Origin of the sequence: Ferruginibacter paludis (genome assembly GCF_030409685.1) — a bacterium.
In the GTDB taxonomy this organism is placed as follows: domain Bacteria; phylum Bacteroidota; class Bacteroidia; order Chitinophagales; family Chitinophagaceae; genus Ferruginibacter; species Ferruginibacter paludis.
The window spans coordinates 703,061-721,091 of the sequence record NZ_JAUFQJ010000024.1 but is presented as its reverse complement, the minus strand read 5'-3'; the positions used below and the strand labels follow the sequence as shown (position 1 = coordinate 721,091).

The window sequence follows — 18,031 nt, the reverse complement described above, 5'->3', positions numbered from 1 at the left end:
ATTATTAACTAATTTATACAGCCAAAATGAAAAATAAAATAAGGTTCCTATTTATAGGCGCAATAGTATTGTTGCAAAGCTGCAGCAAACAAGACTATTTCGATGTTCCTAAAGACAGCAGTGGAAATGTGATAATTACTACGGTATCAAGTACTACATCTAATGGTATTTCTACTTTGGATGATAATTTTACAATCAACGCGGTATTGCCCAACGCAAAAGCCGGCGATACCATGACCGTGGAGTTGTTAAAGCAGCAAGTACCTTCCGGAGCCCCGGCCGGCACTGCCACGCAGTTACTTCCTATAGCAGGTACCCAAAAGAAAGTGATAGTAGCAAGTGATCTAACTACCTCGGTAATTTTTACAAGGGCTGAAGCTTTAATGACAAAAGCGGGAGATGTAGTGACTGTTACTTTTGCAGGTAAAACAGAAGCGGCAATGAGGGTAATTACCATGACAAAGGCTACTACGGTGTCTGGCACTAAGTATAACGGTAAGGTGGTTCCCATCATACGCTCTGCAGGTCCTGCTTATTTTGATGTGAATGTTTCGCCTAAACTGGCGGCCTATGCAGGCACTGTATTAGTAAAAAATAAAAATGGTATTAATGACCCCTGGCAGACTGTTGGTAACTTTCCGGGTACATCGCAGGTACCTATTTCCGGTGATGACTTTGCCGTTGGAAAAGATACCATGTACTATGCCTTTATATCCCAGGTAGGTAATTTTTCTGACACTGTTACCCAGACAATACTTAACAGCAATCCTTATTTTCAATTTAAGAAAACAGGAAAGATGACATTGGGCGGATCTTCAGCGGGCGTAAATATGCTGGTAAACGGAGCGGTAGCGGCGAATAACGCTATGGCAATAATGGCAATTGATGATAGCTCATTAATAATACACGGAGGAACTGCCTGGGCTGTTGGTGGCAAGGGCATTTCCTTTGTTAAATCAACACTTGCTGTATACAACGAAAACAATTCAGATAAAATAATTATGGCTTTCATGGCAGGAACAGCCGCAGCAACTGCTGCACCAACTTCAGGCGAAGGCGTATACATTTTTAAGATTGTAAACGGTCCAAATGCAACAGACATTTTTTACGGAATTTTAAAAGTTGTAAGTATAGTACCAGGATCTTCAATCAATTATGAGTACAGGATTGGTAACCTGTATGCCCAGCTTGCTGTCCTTCAATAAATTTCCTTTTTATTGATTCAAAATGATGTTGTTATACTATTATTTGTAGATTTAAAGATGCAAATAATAGTATAACAACTCACCAAACCACAATTAGAACCACACACAATATTTTATTTTATGGGAGATGTGCAAATCAAAAAATCATCAGAAGTATATGATGTCATTATCGTAGGCTCTGGTGCTGGTGGCGGCATGGCAGGCTATGTGCTGGCCAACGCAGGAATCAAAGTATTAATGCTGGAAGCAGGTCCGTTTTTCGACCCTGCCAAACAATCGCAGCAAATGAAATGGCCGTATGAATCACCGCGGCGGGGAGCGGGTACCACAAGGGCTTTTGGCGATTTTGACGCAGCTTACGGCGGCTGGCAAATAGAAGGCGAACCGTATACCACCAAAGACAAGACAGAATTCAGTTGGTTCAGGTCACGCATGCTGGGCGGTAAAACAAACCACTGGGGAAGAATTTCTTTGCGTATGGGACCGCTCGATTTTCAGCCAACCGATGGGCTTACCGAACGTTGGCCAATTACGTACGATGAAGTGAAACCTTTCTATGATAAGGTAGACCGCATGATTGGCGTATACGGTACAAATGAAGGATTGGAAAATGATCCCGACGGCGTTTTTCTTCCTCCTCCAAAACCAAGGCTGAATGAAATATTTATAAAAAATGGTGCAGCCAAAGCTGGTGTAAAAGTAATCGCCGGAAGAGGATCGGTATTAACTGAAGCCTTGCCTGGAAACAAAGACCGCGGCGCCTGTTTTTATTGTGGCCAGTGCGGCCGGAGCTGCAAAATATATGGTGACTTTTCAGCCTCCTCCTGCCTTGTCATTCCTGCTATTAAAACGGGTAATTTAAAAGTGATAACCAATGCCATGGTGCGCCAGGTATTAACCGGCAAAGACGGACAGGCAACCGGTGTTTCATATGTTGATAAAACAGACGGACAGGAATACCAGCTAAATGGTAAGACAATCATTCTCGGTGCAAGTGCCTGCGAATCGGCCCGCATATTATTAAACTCGGCATCGGCGCAGCATCCGGGCGGCCTTGCCAACAGCAGTGGCGTAGTGGGTAAATACCTGCACGATTCAACCGGTGCCAGCCTGGGTGGCTTTCTTCCCCAGTTGATGGACCGCAAACGTTACAATGAGGATGGTGTGGGTAGTGTGCATATTTATTCTCCCTGGTGGCTTGATAATAAAAATGTTGATTTTCCCCGTGGTTATCATATAGAATATGGTGGCGGTATGCATATGCCTTCGTATGGCTTTGGTGGCGGCACTACAAAAATGAATGGTATGGTACCGGACAGGGATGGCAAAACCAAAACCGGTGGAGGTTTTGGCGCTTCATTAAAAGATGATTACCGTCGCTTTTACGGAACGCAGGTGGGCATGGCTGGTCGTGGTACTGCCATTGCACGAAAAGAAAATTTGTGTGAGATTGATCCGAACGTGGTTGATAAATATGGTATACCGGTATTGCGTTTTAACTATACCTGGAGCAACGAAGAAATCAAGCAAGCCAAACACATGATTGATACTTTTCAATCCATCATGCATGGTATGGGTGCTGTAATTACCTCAACTATACAGGGGCCGGAAACCAACTACGGACTGGAAGCACCAGGAAGAATCATTCATGAAGTAGGTACTATCCGTATGGGGGATGATCCTAAAACATCTGCCCTTAATAAATGGTGCCAGGCCCATGATTGCAAAAATTTATTTGTTGTAGATGCAGCCCCATTTGTACAGCAGGGAGATAAAAATGCTACCTGGACAATCCTCGCTTTATCTATGCGTACAGCTGAATATATTCTTGATCAAAGAAAGAAACAAAATATTTAAATTATGAACAGAAGACAATCATTAAAAGCCCTCAGTATATCTACACTTACCGCCGGATTACTGATTGAATCCTGCAAAACAGATACGCCAAAATCTGCCACAGTTGTGGATAATAGCAACCTTGGAGATGTAGCAGGACTGCAGGAGTTTGAAATAGAAAGATTAAAAAAGTTATATGCCGCACCAGCATTTTTCAATGAACATGAAAAGAGTACATTGATCGTACTGGCTGACCTGATCATTCCAAAGGACGCAGTATCGGGCAGCGCCTCTGATGCTAAAGTGGCAGACTTCATTGAGTTTATTGTAAAAGATATTCCCGACCACCAGGTGCCCATGCGGGGCGGATTAAAATGGCTGGACCTGCAATGCCTCAATACCTACGGTCAACCGTTTACTGGTTGTACACCGGTACAACAGAATGAACTGCTGGAACAAATTGCTTACCCCGGTAAAACAAAGCCGGAAATGCACCAGGGCGAGGTATTTTTTAACCGCATGCGTGACCTCACCGCTTCTGGATTTTATACCAGCGAAATTGGTATAAAAGATTTGGGGTATAAAGGCAATGCGCCCGGTAAATGGGAAGGTGTTCCGAAAGATGTATTGCAACAATACAATTTGAAGGATGAGTAAGAACCTTGTAAAGGAATAAAAAAAAACAAAAGGGCCGCTTCCGGATATTTTCGAGCCTAGCCTCAATGCAAATAACAACAACCTTAATACTTTGCGTCATTGAAGCAAAGTATTAAGCAACATTTAAACTACAAAAATTACATCATGAAAAAGGGTAAAAAAACGGAAAATTCAAGGCGGAGTTTTATTAAAAATGCAGGGCTGGTATCTGCAGGTTTTATGATTGTGCCAAGACACGTATTGGGAGGGAAAGGTTTTGTAGCCCCAAGCGATAAATTAAATATTGCTGCCATTGGCGCAGGGGGCAAAGGACATGACGATTTAAAGAATTTTTCAAAAAGCCCAAATGTTAATATCGTTGCGTTATGCGATGTGGATGAACGCCGGTGTGCTGAATCCAGGAAAGAATATCCCAATGCAAAGTATTACAAAGATTTCAGGGTAATGCTGGAAACCGAAAAAAACAATATAGATGCCTGTAACATTTCAACGCCCGACAACATACACGCTGTAGCAACAATTGCGGCTATGCAATTGGGCAAACATGTATACACGCAAAAGCCCCTCACCCATGATATTTTTGAGGCCCGTACACTGGCCAATGCGGCGGGTAAGTACAAAGTAATTACACAAATGGGTAACCAGGGCGGCTCCAGTGATGGAGTTCGCCAGGCAAAGGAAATGCACGATGCCAATTTATTAGGCGATGTGCATACCGTATATGTTTGGACCAACAGGCCGTTGTGGCCGCAAGGTTTACCTACGCCAACAGGTAGTTTTCCGGTGCCTAAAGAAGTGGATTGGGATCTTTGGCTGGGCCCTGCAAAATACATCGATTACAACCCTGCGTATATGCCCTGGAACTGGCGTGGCTGGAATGCCTTTGGTACGGGTGCCCTCGGTGACATGGCTTGCCACATGATGGACCCTGTATTTCGCATTCTGCCAATTGATTTTCCTACCGAAGTAGAATGCAGTATTCCTAAAAGCTGGACGGTGGATGGTAAAGAAGCAAAATATCCTGATGGCTATCCGCCTGCTTCCGTAATCCATTTAAAGTATCCAAGAAAAGATGGTAAGGGAGAAATAAAGGTATCCTGGTTTGATGGCGGTATTATGCCACCCCTGCCCGATGAATTGCTGCCGGGTGAAACGTTTGGAGGCAATGATGGAGGCGCCATGTTTATCGGTGATAAAAGTAAAATGATTGTGGATTGCTATGGAGAAAATCCGAGGCTGTTACCATCTTCACTGATGAAGCAAACGGTAATGCCCGCGCAAACTATTGCGAGGGTACCCGAAGGACATTACCTGCAATGGGTAAACGCCTGTATGGCAGGGTATGGTAAAGCAAAAACCAGCTCACCGTTCGAGTATGCAGGTCCTTTTACCGAAAGTATTTTGATCGGAAACCTGGCCATCAGAAGTTGGAACCTGGAAACAAAAAATGCAAAAGGCAGAAGTGAATATCCAGGCAGAAAGAAATTGTTGTGGAATGCAAAAGAAATGAAAATCACCAATTTTGAAGAAGCCAATCAATTTGTAAAAAGAGATTATCGCCAGGGCTGGAGTTTAGGAATTTAATTAACTAATAAAAATAAACGCATGAAGAAAATTATCTTGTTTTTTATGGCCGCTTCTTTATTATCGGCTTGCTCCAACTCGAACAAATTAAAAGGCAGCGATGGTTGGGTTAGTCTCTTCGATGGTAAGTCGCTTGACGGCTGGAAATTCAGTGAACAACCAGGCACCTTTTCTCTTGAAGACGGCGCTATAAAAGTAGCAGGCGTTCGCTCGCATTTATATTATGAAGGCCCAGTATTAAACCACAATTTTACCAACTTCGAATTTAAGGCAAAGGTGATGACAAAGCCCGGCTCTAACTCTGGTATCTATTTTCACACTGCATACCAGCAAACAGGTTTCCCGGATAAGGGCTTTGAAGTACAGGTAAACAATTCGCACAGTGATTGGAAAAGAACCGCGGGATTGTACGATATTAAAGACGTAAAGGAAACCTATGTAAAAGACGACGAATGGTTTACCGAATATATAAAAGTAGAAGGCAAACACGTGATCACAAAAATCAATGATATAGTAGTGTGCGACTGGACGCAGCCTGATGGATTTGTTCCTCCTAAAGGTCATGCGGAAAGAATTATTTCCAATGGCACTTTTGCCTTGCAGGGACACGATCCAAAAAGCATTGTGTTTTTTAAAGATATTATGGTAAGACCATTACCATAATAATTTACAATTTTTCTTGTGGAAGTTGCCTAATTCAAATCCATGTTGGTTATTGCAATCTTTTACAAGTATGAATTTTTTAAAAAAGATTTTAGGCAAAGTTGATGACGCAACACCAGCTGAACCAATTTTCCCCAAAGAAAACTTTAGCATCTTTCAGTTAAAAATGCCAGATGGTTTTGCGATAGCAACAGTAAATACCGCATACAAAAATTACCAGAATAAAAAGTGCTATCCATTTCTCGTAGGCATTGATTTGGAGGTGTTGGAGAAAAATAGCAATGGACATCCTGGCGAAATTGAAGGACAGCGGCTTAATGAAATACAGACGGATTTTGAAGAGTTGCTAAAACAACAACAGACTGTACATTCGGTTGCGCAGGTTACACGTTACGGTGCAAGAGATGTAATGATATACATTGACAAGCCGGTATTTTCAGAAAAAGCCGTTACCGGTTTTTGCAATAATAGCAGGAAGGAAAGAAAAATGCTGTTGTCTGTTCAGAGGGACGAATCCTGGAAATCTGTTTCAATATTTTTCAACTCAGACAAAGTAGTCGGTAAACCAGGATTGTAAAGGTAAAAATGAAATCCTAAAATAAATTAGTAGTATAATGAAACCAATTGTTCAAATATCTTTAGACCTCACCAATATTGACGAAGCGCTGGAAACTGCAGCCATGGCCATGCGGGCGGGGGTGGACTGGCTGGAAGCAGGCACGCCGCTGATTTTAGCGGAAGGCTTGCACGGTGTAAGAAAATTAAGGGAAGCCTTTCCCGGAATACCGATTGTTGCCGATTTAAAAACAATGGATGGGGGCTACCTGGAAGCTGAGATGATGGCAAAGGCCGGCGCCACCCATGTGGTGGTAATGGCAAGGGCTCATGAAGAAACGATTAAATGCGTCGTCAATGCGGGACGTGATTTTGGTATCCAGGTAATGGGCGATAACCTTGGTTGCGAAGACATGGTTGCAGCAGCCAAATGGCTGGAAGACCTGGGTTGTGATTATGTAATTCACCACATTGGTTACGACGAACGCCGCGGTATTGCCGCCAGGGGTTTACGTATGCCAAGTCCGCTGGATCAGCTTCGCGAAGTGGTGAATGCGGTGAAAATTCCGGTGCAAGCCGTTGGCGGACTTAGCCTGGAGCAAGCCATCCAATGTCCGGAATATGGAGCGCCGCTGGTAGTTTTGGGAGCACCCTTAACCATTGACGGAGATAGTTTCAAAACAGCAGGTGGCGATTTGGAAAGTTCCTTGCGCCTCATCTGCGAAAAAATCCATTCTTATAAAACAAACTAAAATAGAAGAAAATGAAATCAGCCGCTGTTGTAAATTTTGCGCCTGAAAAAGGTTCAGTAGAAATCAGAGAAATAGAACAGCCTACCATTGGTGATGAAGATGTGCTGCTGGAAGTAGCCAACGTTGGGGTTTGCGGAAGCGACCTGCACCAATGGACTGCAGACCATAGCTGGCCTGTAAATTATCCTGTAGTACTGGGTCATGAATTTGGCGGCCATATCATTGCCCTTGGCGGCAAGGTGAAAGGTTGGAAGGAAGGCGATCGCGTAGTGAGCGAAACCGCCGCCGTAATTGACGTCAACAATCCTATGTCAAGAATTGGGTTGTACAATCTTGACCCGACAAGAAAAGGTTTTGGCTACGGCGTAAACGGCGCCATGACAAAGTATGTTCGTGTACCTGCAAGATGCCTCCATAAAGTGCCCGACCAGATTCCTTTTGAACATGCTTGTTTAACAGAACCTTGCTGCGTTGCTTATAGTGCAGTAGTAGAAAATACCGGCTTAAAACCCGGCGACCGCGTGATTGTATTGGGTCCAGGAACCATTGGAATTTTATGTGCGGCCATGGCAAGATTGTGTGGCGCACAGGTAGCCATTGTAGGCTTGGAGGCAGACAGGCATCGCCTGGATATTGCCAAACAATATGGCTGCGAAGCTATCATTGGCGATGCTACAGAATGGGCGTTTAAAAGAGATGGATTGGGCGCTGATTGCGTAATAGACGCGGCAGGTGCCAGCATCACGTTAAAAATTGCCATGCAGCTGGTAAGGCCAAATGGAAAAATTACCAAAGTAGGTTGGGGACCACAACCATTAGGTTTTAATCTTGATCCGCTTGTACAAAAAAATATCCGTTTGCAGGGCAGTTTTAGTCATAACTGGCCGATGTGGGAACGAGTACTTGCCTTACTGGCCAGCGGTCAGTTAGATGTAAAACCCATCATTGGTGGCGTATGGCCTGTAACCGAATGGCACACGGCTTTTGAAAAAATGCACAAAGGCGAAATTGTAAAAAGTGTTTTAAAACCAGTATAAAGTTTCAGCATGCGGTTAAAAGATAAAGTAGTTATTGTAACAGGCAGTACCACCGGCATCGGCAAAGCCATTGCATTGCGCTGTGTGGCGGAAGGCGCAAAAGTAGTGATCAACGGTTTGGATAAAGAAGGCGGCGAATCAGTTGCAACACAACTGGGCGACAAGGCTGTTATGTATATAGAAGATATCAGCATTGCCGGAGCGCCGCAGCGCCTGGTGGATGTTGCTGTTAAAACTTTCGGCAAGCTAGATGCCGTTGTGAATAATGCGGCCATGGTAGTGTCGGGTAATATTAGTACCACCGACCTGGCTTTTTTGCGCACGGTGCTGGAAGTAAATACCATTGCACCGTTTGCATTGTTGCAGGCGGCATTGCCTGAGCTTACCAAAACAAAAGGTTGTGTGTTGAACATCGGCTCGGTAAATGCCTATAGCGGCGAACCAAACCTGTTGCCCTATAGCATGTCAAAAGGTGCCTTGATGACCATGACCCGTAACCTTGGAGATACGCTCAACCGTGAAAATGGTGTCCGCATAAACCAGATCAACCCAGGCTGGGTATTGACTGAAACAGAAACACTGCGCAAGCGACAGCACGGGTTGGCGGAAGACTGGTACAAGGATATTCCCTCGGTATACGCACCTGCAGGAAGAATCCTGAAGCCGGAAGAAATTGCCGCCGCTGCCGTGTATTGGCTCAGCGATGAAAGCGGTCCTGTATCGGGTCAGGTGATGGACCTGGAACAATATCCTTTCATTGGCCGCAACCCGCCTAAAGACACTACCACAATTCCTGTATCAAAATAAAATATTGTACTTATGCCCAAATTAGCGGTGTTTCCAAAAGCCTTTATGGTAGCCCTTTGTAAAGATGGAAGCATGCGTGTTTCAGAATGGATTGAGCTGGCAGCAAAGCTGGATATTGACGGACTGGAATGGTATGCAGGTTTCCTGGAAATGAAAGACGAAAAGAATTGGCCCATCTTCCGGCGCCAGGTGGAAGATCATGGAAAAACCATTCCGATGATGTGCTGTTCGCCTGATTTTACCCACCGGGATGCTGCTTTCAGAAAAAATGAAATTGAAAAACAAAAACGCTGGATCGACATGACCCATGCACTCGGCGGCTCTTATTGCCGGGTATTGTCTGGTCAAAAGCGGCCGGAACTTTCCGTTGATGAAGGTGTTCAACTGGCTGCTGATTGCATAGAAGAATGTCTGCCTTATGCACAGGAAAGGAACGTCACCCTGATCATCGAAAATCATTACAAAGATGACTTTTGGGAGTATCCTGAATTTGCACAAAAGATGGATATATTTTGCAAACTCGTGGATAAAATTAATCATCCTTACTTCGGTGTAAACTACGACCCCAGCAATACTTACCTGGCAGGCGAAGATCCCATCGAATTGTTGCGGCGGGTAGCGCACCGTGTGGTGACTATGCACGCCAGCGATCGTTACCTTAAAGAAGGAACGATGGAAGACCTTCGCAGGGAAGAAGCTGGTGCACAAGGATATGCCAAGCGTTTAAGCCATGGAGAAATCGGGAAGGGACTGAATGATTATGATGCTATCTTCTCCATTTTAAAAGCGCAGGGTTTTAATAGCTGGATCAGCATTGAAGATGGCGTGGATGGTATGGACCAGTTGGAAAGAAGCGTTGCTTTTGTTCGGAAGAAAATGCAGCAGTACTGGTCTTCGTAAAATTTAAATTCAAAAGTTAAAATTTAAAAAAGGGCTCTAAATTCAGATGTTATCATGAGATATAAAAATATTGTTTGCTTGTTGATGGCTTGTGTGATGGCTGTTGGGAGCTTTGCCCAGCAATCTTCAAAGCCTGTTTCAGCTAAAAAAATTGATCAATGGATTGCACAAAGGGAATGGGCTGGCGGTATTGTGCTCTCGCCGCATTCGTCTGTTGACAAAGCCGCTTTTTATGAAGCGTATCATACCAATAAAAAATTATGGGATGCTGCTTTTGGATTTATGAAAACACACGACCTGGTCACTATGGCAACCGGTAAATATCCCATCCTGGGAGATACTGTATTTGCTTCTATAACGGAAGATCTCAGTAAAAAAATGGAAGATGTAAAATGGGAATCACACAAAAAATACATCGACCTGCAATACATCATTAAAGGAAAAGAAATCATCGGTGTGGCAGATGCGTCAAAGGCTACCATTACAAAACCCTATACGCCCGATGCCATGAATTATATTGCGGACGGAACTTATTACACGACAGACCCCGGCACTTTCTTTTTATTTTTTCCAAATGATGCCCATCGCCCGACAATTAAAGCAGACGGTTATGATGTGGTAAAAAAAATCGTGATAAAAATACTGGTCGCCAAGGCAGAATAATTTAAGCAGCTGATGAGAAAAGCCGCTCAGTAACAAAGAAATTTATTGTCCACCATGAAAGAAAAAAACAACTCCTCACGCAGAAGTTTTTTAACCAACCTTGCCACAGGTACCTTGGGTGTTGCCCTAACCGGTGGCATCAATACAAAGCTTTTTGCTGAAGACAAAGCACAACCCATTTTACCCATCAACAACAACGAGTTTGTAAGCGGTAAAAAATTTGTGCCGGTAATGCTCACACCTTATAAACAGAACGGACAGATCGATTTTGATGTCTTATCGCGGCTAACTGATTTTTACCTGGCTGCGGGAGCAAAGGGACTTTTCGCCAATTGCCTGAGTAGTGAAATGTATAGCCTTAGCCCCGAAGAAAGATTGGCATTAACAAGGCACGTGGCAAAACGGGTGAATGGTGCTGTATCAGTAGTGGCAACAGGTTCATTTGGTGAGACAATGAACGATAAAGCGGAGTTTACCAAACAGATTTATCACACCGGCATCAACGCGGTAATATTGATTACCGGCCACTTTGCCAAGAAGGAAGAAAATGATGATGCACTGATTGCCGGATTTGAAAAGTTCTTTAACCTTACAGATAACATTCCTACGGGTACCTACGAATGTCCTTCGCCATACAAAAGAGTGCTTACGCCGCAGGTATTTAGATACCTGCTCGGCACCAACCGCCTCATTTATCATAAAGACACCACCATTGATTTTGATAAAGTAAAGGCAAAAATTAACCTGGTACAAAATAACCGCCTGGAATTTTATGATGCCTGTATTGCCAACGCTACCAACTCGCTACAGGCCGGCGCCAAAGGCATGTCTGCTATTTGCGGCAATTTTTATCCGGAAATCATCAGCTGGATTTGTGCCAATGCTACCAACCCGGATCGCCAGGCAGATGTACAATTTATCCAGGAACAACTTACCAAAACAGAAGACATCATTTCAACCAACTATTCCTTAAGCGCTAAATATTTTTTGCAGAAAAGAGGTGTTCCAATTGAAATTAGTGGGCGTACAGCTAGTTCGCCATTAACAGGAGAGCAGCGAAAAACACTGGATGAAGTATATAAAATATTTGTAGGCTGGTGCGACAGGATTGGGATAAAACCTGCAACGATTTAATAGAAGTTTAAAAAAAACACCAATTGCGGCAAGGATAAACGTTAAATTTCAACCACGTTATAAATACTCATAATCAAGGCATTAAATGAAGAATTTAATTTTTAAATTGCTGCTGGGATGTACAGTCATCCAGTTATTGCCTGTCAATAGTACTGCTCAAACTGCCATCACACCCGCAACTGCTTTGCAAAGTTATATACACAATGGTGATAAAACCTACCAATGGGAAATTAAAGAGACCTTTAAAATAAAAGAGTCAACCGTGTATACCTTATTGCTTACATCGCAAAAATGGCGGGAATACACGTGGAGACATGAATTGAGTATTATTGTACCGCAGAAAATAAATCACGCCGGGGCCTTATTGTTTATTACAGGAGGAAGCATTAACGATAAAGGGTTGCCGAATTGGAGTGGTAAAGATGATGCATTGAGGATTGGATTCAGCGACTTGGCTACTAAGAATAATGCTGTTGTTGCCATCTTAAAGCAAACACCCAATCAGCCCTTGTACGATACACTGGTGGAAGATGCATTGATTTCATTTACGTTGCACCAGTTTAAACAGGATCACGATTATAGCTGGCCATTACTTTTTCCGATGGTTAAAAGTGCCATCCACGCCATGGATGCGGTACAGGAATTTTGCAAAAAGCAATTGAATAAAAATGTACAGCAGTTTGTTGTTTCCGGTGCATCCAAACGCGGCTGGACTACCTGGCTTACCGGTGCAAATGACCCACGCGTAGTAGCGATTGCCCCAATGGTGATTGATATGCTGAACATGCCGGTCAGTATGAACTACCAGGTAAAAGTATGGAACGATTACAGTATCCAGATTGAGGACTATGTAAAGCTGGGTATTGCACAGGATATAAGTTCTGCAAAAGCAAACGAACTCACTACCATGATTGATCCTTACTCGTACCGGAAAACACTGCGAATGCCCAAAATGATTTTTATGGGCACGAATGATGAATACTGGCCGATAGACAATATCAAAAATTATTACGACAGTATTCCGGGGCAGAATTTATTGCATTACATCGCTAATGTAGGGCACGATATGGGCGACAAGAAAGAAGCACTCGCAAGTCTCAGTTCCTTCTTCGGGCTAACGCTCGCAAAAAAAGCTTATCCAACCTGTGTATGGAAAACCAGTTCTACAAAAAGCGGTGTTGAAGTAAAAATCACTGCAACTGCCGATAAACTAACAGATGTAATTTGCTGGTCTGCCGATTCGCCGGACAAGGATTTTCGCAATGACAAATGGAACTCGAAAAACCTTGGCATTAAAAACCAACATCTGATAAAAGTAACCGAAGCATTTCCTGAAAAGGGCTATCGTGCTTTCTACCTGAATTTAAAATACCGCGATGCCAATGGTGGTGAATATACAGAAAGTACGAGGGTATTTATGACGGATGAAAAAGAGCTGTTATAAAGATCAGGATTTGCAAGGTATCGTCAGAATTACCACGGCTGCTTAAAATACTTCGGGGTGATCATTTGCACAATCACTCCGAAGTTGTTATTCTTTGAAACACTTATTTTATTTCTTTTTCGCCGCCTGCATCGCCATTAATTCTTCCAACGTCCACGGAGTTGTGCGGTCTTTGGTAGCTGCTCTTACATCTTTTACTTCATCCACAAATACTACTTTAGATTTATTGCCAAAACTGTTGCGCACATAACTCAGTACCGAAGCAATGTATTCATCGGTTTGGGCTTGTTGCGATAACATCTGGTCAGGATATTTTTTTCCATCGATCGGCCCTTTTAATCCGTGCAGCAAAATATTGATAAGGGTGGTTTTGTCACTGTTAACCCTTGCCGAACCTGCCAGTGGCGGTGCTATCATAGAAGGAATACCTTTTCCTTCAGGCCCATGGCAGGTGATGCACAGTTGTTTAAAATAGCTGGCGCCATGGTACACCAGGTCGCGGTCTTCCCCGTCCATGCCCATGGTGATGGCCCTTAGTTCGCTGTTGGCTTCATCCTTTTCCTGCAGGCTTCTTTCCGCAACTTTTACGAGTAATACATTAGTGGTATCCCTGGTTTGCAGTGTTTTTAGCAAAGCCGATGCCGTTGCTTCTTTGCTGTACCGAAGCGACAAAGCCAGTTGTACCTGCACGCCTGCGTCTTTATCATCCTTCATGCTTTCCAGTTTCGTAGCTATGGTGTGGTTGCCCTGCTTTAGAAAAGGTTCGCTGATTCGCATCGCTGCCTTTCTGATTTCTGCATTGTCATCAGCCAGTGCGGTTAATACGGCTTGCTCGTCAATGGCGCCCAGCCCTTCCATTGTCCATAGGGCATGCAGTCTTGTTATGACATCTGGCTCTTTTTTCCAGAAAGCCAGCTTTTCACCAAAACTCTTTTCGTTTAAAGCAATTTTCTTCAATGCAGGTACTACCGATTGATCCCCGTGAATCACCAGTAATTTCTGCGCATTATCCCTCCACCAGCCGTTGGGATGGGAGAGATAGGCAACCAGTTCAGCATTGGTTGCTTTGAGCAAATGAGGCTGTGGGCCAGGTTTGTAACCATCATGCACCACGCGATAAATACGGCCGCGGTTAATGTTCTCATCCATCTTTTTTCGTTTTATCTGGGGATGGATATAACTGTCGGGTTTTGTCCAGGCACTTTCCTGTATAATGCCATGGTACATGTCGGCGATATATAAACAACCATCCGGTCCTGTAGCGGTATTAACGGGTCTGAAATTCATATCGCTTGAAGCAAGAAATTCTCGTTTGTCATACGCATTGTGCAGTATCATGGTTCCTTTTTCATAGGTAGATTTTGCCCTGCGGATCAAACGGCCAACGGGCTCACAAATAAAGAGGTCATTCACCATAGTTGCAGGCAGTCGGTCTCCGCGAAATACGGTTTGGCCGCAGGATGCAGTAAAATGATTGAGTGTGCTGTCGCCTCTCAACCTTTCCTGGCCACCTTGTACATCAGGCGTGCCAATGATGGGCCATACCGCATCAAAACTGCTGTCGCGTTGATTGTCTAAATCCAGTTCTCCGTAGGCCGGGTTCTCCTGGAAATTCAGTGCAGGCGTTTCGCCCCCGGCTGAAGAAAAGAACAGCCGGCCATAATTATCCTGCGTTAATCCCCATTGTCCGCTGGGCGGGCTTATGAGGCTGTCCACTACCAGCATACCATTATTATAGCGGAAGCGAACGGGGTTGCGGGTAACGTAAATCCAGTTATCAATGTTCCAGATCAGGCCGCTTTTCTGGTGTTCCAGGTTGGCTTCGTCGGGTTCATCGTTATGGTACACCAGTATTTTTTCATCTGCTACGCCATCGCCGTTTTTATCGCGGTAACTGTACATATTGTTGGTGTAGGTTTCATTTACTACCAGCCGGTCATCCAGCATCAGCATCATCCTTGGTAAAATCAGGCTGTCGATAAATATCGTGTGCTTATCCATTTTTCCATCACCGTTGGTATCTTCCAACCTGGTGATACGACACACGGGCAGGCGTTCGCCAGTGCCATCAATATCCTGCATGTAACTGCGCATTTCGGCTACATACATGGCGCCATTGCCATCCCATACCATGGCGACGGGTTCCTGAATTTCGGGTTCACTGGCTACCAGCTCCATATGATAGCCGGGTGGCAGGTGCATGGTTTGTAAACTTTCTTCGGGGCTCAACGGAACAGCCGACGGATCGGGAACTATTTTAGCAGGCCTTTCGGGAGCCGGCTCTTCGGTTGGTAAAGGTTGTTGACAGGAAAAAAAAGCACAAACAAATAATGCAATGCAGGCAGCAGTATGAATGGGTTTCATGAATTGATGTTGATGGTTTATTAAGCGGGATGCCAAACATTTCACGGGGACGAACTGGGTGTTGAAGATAATATATTTGAGGCAAACATCAGCAACCTGTTGCGCAAATGCAGCAGTAATACAATTATGAAAACATAGCAGCGGGAATTAGTTAGATTGATGTATTGGCTTAAAGGAAATGTTACAGGAATTAACATGAAGCATCCGGGTACAAATGTATGCCTTGTGGCCATGTTATTTAACTGCCAATGCTTTTCCCTTCACCACTTTTGCCCGGTGCTGGTAATAGTATAATACACATCTTCTCAGCTGTTCGCCCATCACAAATTTGGGATTGTCCCTGCTGAATATTTCCCCTGTTCTTTCATTCGGATTGAAATCCTTGGCGCATAAAATATCATACACTTTAAACAGTTTGATTCCTAAAAAATCAACCAGGTAGCGTTGGCGTACCAAAATGCTGCTGAAGACTTCGCTTTTTTTGCGGGTTTTTATGCCGATGCAAATACCAAAAGTGCGGGTATCATCAATGCTTAAATTTTTAACCAGGTAAGTTTTTAAATCCAGGCCTTCCGGGCAATTATCTTCTACCTGGAAGTTAAGTTCGTTGGCTGCATGCCGCATATTGATCTGGAATTCTTCCAGCAGTAAATTCCATTTCTCTTTGTCTTGCTCTTCAATGCCTTTTATCAGGATTGTTTTCCACGAAGTACAACACAGCTGGGTGATACCAGTCTGCATACAAAGCCGGCACAACTTTATTAAAAATGGTACGCTGAATAATTCATCCCGCCTGTAAATGCCCAGCCAGTATTTGTCGTTATAACGGTTAAGGCCTTCATAATAGGGAAGGTTAAAAGGCGGCAGTACTACCGGGCTTTCAGCAGGCTGTATGTTTAAACCATCGGAATTAAACAAGGCAAACAAGTCATCACCATTGGCCAGTTCTGTATCAACAAATTTATCCGGGTGTTGCAGAATGATTGTTTCCAGTTTTTTTGTAACAGATGCAATGTCATTGGTATGGCAAAGCATGGTCCATTCGTAAATAACATTCGTTTTGGGAAAGCGGATGATCAGGTGCCAGAAATTTTCAATAGAAGGCGAAGCAATCCAGTTGATATTACCCGTAAGGATGGGCGTAAAGCTTTGGTTATTGTCGCAGATGTTAATCTTTAGCATTGGCGCATAATCGATGGAATCAAGCACGTTCTTATAAATGGCTTCACTTAACCAGCTGTCGCCGATGAATACGCCGGCCGCCGGATATGAGCTGCAAATGTTGGGATGTTTGCACTCATCTATTTCATAAGCCAGTTCCAGTTTATCCAGTTCTGCCGTAAAGGGTTCTACACTGTAATGTTCCATGTCTACCAGCAATTGCTGCCGCAATCCAAAGTGAACGTCTCTTATCTTTATTTTATTTACAGCAATTAAAATATTGTGCAGATTGGCGGGGTCAATAATGCCGCCGCGGAAGTTTATAAATATGGTGCTTATCATACATCAAACATACAAATTAAATAAGTGAAATAGCAGCTGGCGCCGACAGTAAATGCATGTTCATTGAAAAAGTAAAATGAAATATATTTGAATGAAACATCTACCCCACAATAAATAACTGATATGAAGATAGCCCTTGCATCTCCGCCTTATCCGGCTTCCATTGCAGATGGCCTGGCCTGGATTGAAAAACTTACTAAAGAAGCAGCCTCCCAACAGGCAGCCATTATTTGTTTTCCGGAATCCTATATCCCCGGCTATCCCGGTATGGGCGTCGATCCGGCGGAGCGTACACCACAAAAATTGGAAGCAGCATTACAGGCGGTTCAGCGCATTGCGGCCAGCAATTCAATCGCGGTAATTATACCGATGGATTGGTACAGGGATGGGGCCTTGTTAAACCTCGCTTTTGTCATTGATGATAAGGGCGAAGTGTTGGGCTACCAGACAAAAAACCAGCTGGATCCGTCAGAAGATAATTTGTGGCAGGCAGGTGCCGAACGCAATCTCTTTGAAGTGAGCGGAATAAAATTTGGTATCACCATTTGTCATGAAGGATACCGTTATCCCGAGTCAGTACGATGGGCAGCCAGGAATGGCGCACAGGTAGTATTTCATCCCAACTATACAGGAAGTAACGACACAGGAAGATTGCCCATGGAGTGGGGTGCAAAAGAAAATCCCTACTACGAGAAAGCCCAGATGCTGCGTGCGATGGAGAACACGATTTATTTTGCCACTTCCAACTATGCCTTTCAATATCCGGAGTCTGCCAGTTCTTTAATTGGTCCTGATGGCAGTTGCGTTGCTTACCAGGCATATGGCAAAGCAGGCGTGATCACCGCAACCATGGAGCCGGAAAAAGCAACCGGCTTGCTGGCGGGCAGGTTTAAGCCAGAACTATATCGTTGATCCGGTTGGTAAAAA

Annotated in this window: 16 protein-coding genes; 14 read left to right on the top strand and 2 right to left on the bottom strand. The window is 44.0% G+C overall.

The genetic code is table 11. The features are described from left to right. The first annotated feature begins 26 nt into the window (after positions 1–26). The 13 genes from QWZ08_RS27440 to QWZ08_RS27380 all read left to right on the top strand — a co-directional run bounded on the left by QWZ08_RS27440 (position 27) and on the right by QWZ08_RS27380 (position 13,237). Complete coding sequence (locus QWZ08_RS27440; RefSeq protein WP_290341036.1) at positions 27–1,205, top strand: hypothetical protein; 1,179 nt, start codon at positions 27–29, stop codon at positions 1,203–1,205. Positions 1,206–1,325: 120 nt separating this feature from the next. Further along, complete coding sequence (locus QWZ08_RS27435) at positions 1,326–3,062, top strand: GMC family oxidoreductase (RefSeq protein ID WP_290341033.1); 1,737 nt, start codon at positions 1,326–1,328, stop codon at positions 3,060–3,062. 3 nt (positions 3,063–3,065) lie between these two features. Further along, a complete protein-coding gene (locus QWZ08_RS27430) occupies positions 3,066–3,698 on the top strand; it encodes a gluconate 2-dehydrogenase subunit 3 family protein (RefSeq protein ID WP_290341032.1) in 633 nt (210 codons plus the stop codon). 144 nt (positions 3,699–3,842) lie between these two features. Next, positions 3,843–5,282 (top strand): Gfo/Idh/MocA family protein, encoded by a 1,440-nt coding sequence (locus QWZ08_RS27425; protein WP_290341030.1) that lies wholly within the window; start codon positions 3,843–3,845, stop codon positions 5,280–5,282. A 21-nt stretch (positions 5,283–5,303) separates the two neighbouring features. Beyond that, the gene (locus tag QWZ08_RS27420) at positions 5,304–5,945 is read left to right on the top strand and encodes a 3-keto-disaccharide hydrolase (protein ID WP_290341026.1); all 642 of its coding nucleotides are present in this window, start codon (positions 5,304–5,306) and stop codon (positions 5,943–5,945) included. Positions 5,946–6,015: 70 nt separating this feature from the next. Further along, positions 6,016–6,522 carry a DUF695 domain-containing protein gene (locus QWZ08_RS27415; protein WP_290341024.1) on the top strand — a complete coding sequence of 169 codons (507 nt, stop codon included), beginning with the start codon at positions 6,016–6,018 and terminating at the stop codon, positions 6,520–6,522. Between the two features lie 37 nt (positions 6,523–6,559). Then, positions 6,560–7,252, top strand: coding sequence for an orotidine 5'-phosphate decarboxylase / HUMPS family protein (locus QWZ08_RS27410; protein WP_290341021.1), 693 nt, complete (start codon positions 6,560–6,562; stop codon positions 7,250–7,252). A gap of 11 nt (positions 7,253–7,263) precedes the next feature. After that, entirely contained in the window at positions 7,264–8,289 is a 1,026-nt protein-coding gene (locus tag QWZ08_RS27405; RefSeq protein ID WP_290341019.1) for a zinc-binding dehydrogenase, read from the top strand. 9 nt (positions 8,290–8,298) lie between these two features. Next, positions 8,299–9,096, top strand: coding sequence for an SDR family NAD(P)-dependent oxidoreductase (locus QWZ08_RS27400; RefSeq protein WP_290341017.1), 798 nt, complete (start codon positions 8,299–8,301; stop codon positions 9,094–9,096). Between the two features lie 12 nt (positions 9,097–9,108). Then, a complete protein-coding gene (locus QWZ08_RS27395; RefSeq protein ID WP_290341014.1) occupies positions 9,109–9,996 on the top strand; it encodes a sugar phosphate isomerase/epimerase family protein in 888 nt (295 codons plus the stop codon). 54 nt (positions 9,997–10,050) lie between these two features. Continuing rightward, complete coding sequence (locus tag QWZ08_RS27390; RefSeq protein WP_290341012.1) at positions 10,051–10,659, top strand: NanQ anomerase/TabA/YiaL family protein; 609 nt, start codon at positions 10,051–10,053, stop codon at positions 10,657–10,659. A gap of 54 nt (positions 10,660–10,713) precedes the next feature. Then, positions 10,714–11,793, top strand: a complete 1,080-nt coding sequence (locus tag QWZ08_RS27385) for a dihydrodipicolinate synthase family protein (RefSeq protein ID WP_290341009.1) — start codon at positions 10,714–10,716, stop codon at positions 11,791–11,793. Positions 11,794–11,878: 85 nt separating this feature from the next. Beyond that, on the top strand, positions 11,879–13,237 hold the full coding sequence (locus QWZ08_RS27380) for a PhoPQ-activated pathogenicity-related family protein (RefSeq protein WP_290341006.1): 1,359 nt from the start codon (positions 11,879–11,881) through the stop codon (positions 13,235–13,237). A 108-nt stretch (positions 13,238–13,345) separates the two neighbouring features. Here the strand turns inward: QWZ08_RS27380 and QWZ08_RS27375 are convergent, their stop codons facing one another. Both QWZ08_RS27375 and QWZ08_RS27370 read right to left on the bottom strand, forming a co-directional pair. Beyond that, the gene (locus QWZ08_RS27375) at positions 13,346–15,601 is read right to left on the bottom strand and encodes a DUF7133 domain-containing protein (RefSeq protein WP_290341003.1); all 2,256 of its coding nucleotides are present in this window, start codon (positions 15,599–15,601) and stop codon (positions 13,346–13,348) included. Positions 15,602–15,835: 234 nt separating this feature from the next. Continuing rightward, entirely contained in the window at positions 15,836–17,104 is a 1,269-nt protein-coding gene (locus QWZ08_RS27370) for a rubredoxin (RefSeq protein ID WP_290341001.1), read from the bottom strand. 123 nt (positions 17,105–17,227) lie between these two features. Between QWZ08_RS27370 and QWZ08_RS27365 the strand changes: the two genes are divergently transcribed. Further along, positions 17,228–18,016, top strand: coding sequence for a carbon-nitrogen hydrolase family protein (locus QWZ08_RS27365; RefSeq protein WP_290340999.1), 789 nt, complete (start codon positions 17,228–17,230; stop codon positions 18,014–18,016). Positions 18,017–18,031 lie beyond the last annotated feature (15 nt).

Excerpts from the sequence above, each read along its gene's own strand:
- QWZ08_RS27395 (WP_290341014.1), top strand. The coding sequence starts at position 9,109 with ATGCCCAAATTAGCGGTGTTTCCAAAAGCCTTTATGGTAGCCCTTTGT.
- QWZ08_RS27405 (WP_290341019.1), top strand. The coding sequence starts at position 7,264 with ATGAAATCAGCCGCTGTTGTAAATTTTGCGCCTGAAAAAGGTTCAGTA.
- QWZ08_RS27385 (WP_290341009.1), top strand. The coding sequence starts at position 10,714 with ATGAAAGAAAAAAACAACTCCTCACGCAGAAGTTTTTTAACCAACCTT.
- QWZ08_RS27410 (WP_290341021.1), top strand. The coding sequence starts at position 6,560 with ATGAAACCAATTGTTCAAATATCTTTAGACCTCACCAATATTGACGAA.
- QWZ08_RS27415 (WP_290341024.1), top strand. The coding sequence starts at position 6,016 with ATGAATTTTTTAAAAAAGATTTTAGGCAAAGTTGATGACGCAACACCA.
- QWZ08_RS27440 (WP_290341036.1), top strand. The coding sequence starts at position 27 with ATGAAAAATAAAATAAGGTTCCTATTTATAGGCGCAATAGTATTGTTG.
- QWZ08_RS27425 (WP_290341030.1), top strand. The coding sequence starts at position 3,843 with ATGAAAAAGGGTAAAAAAACGGAAAATTCAAGGCGGAGTTTTATTAAA.
- QWZ08_RS27420 (WP_290341026.1), top strand. The coding sequence starts at position 5,304 with ATGAAGAAAATTATCTTGTTTTTTATGGCCGCTTCTTTATTATCGGCT.
- QWZ08_RS27370 (WP_290341001.1), bottom strand. The coding sequence starts at position 17,104 with ATGATAAGCACCATATTTATAAACTTCCGCGGCGGCATTATTGACCCC.
- QWZ08_RS27400 (WP_290341017.1), top strand. The coding sequence starts at position 8,299 with ATGCGGTTAAAAGATAAAGTAGTTATTGTAACAGGCAGTACCACCGGC.
- QWZ08_RS27365 (WP_290340999.1), top strand. The coding sequence starts at position 17,228 with ATGAAGATAGCCCTTGCATCTCCGCCTTATCCGGCTTCCATTGCAGAT.
- QWZ08_RS27380 (WP_290341006.1), top strand. The coding sequence starts at position 11,879 with ATGAAGAATTTAATTTTTAAATTGCTGCTGGGATGTACAGTCATCCAG.
- QWZ08_RS27390 (WP_290341012.1), top strand. The coding sequence starts at position 10,051 with ATGAGATATAAAAATATTGTTTGCTTGTTGATGGCTTGTGTGATGGCT.
- QWZ08_RS27435 (WP_290341033.1), top strand. The coding sequence starts at position 1,326 with ATGGGAGATGTGCAAATCAAAAAATCATCAGAAGTATATGATGTCATT.
- QWZ08_RS27375 (WP_290341003.1), bottom strand. The coding sequence starts at position 15,601 with ATGAAACCCATTCATACTGCTGCCTGCATTGCATTATTTGTTTGTGCT.
- QWZ08_RS27430 (WP_290341032.1), top strand. The coding sequence starts at position 3,066 with ATGAACAGAAGACAATCATTAAAAGCCCTCAGTATATCTACACTTACC.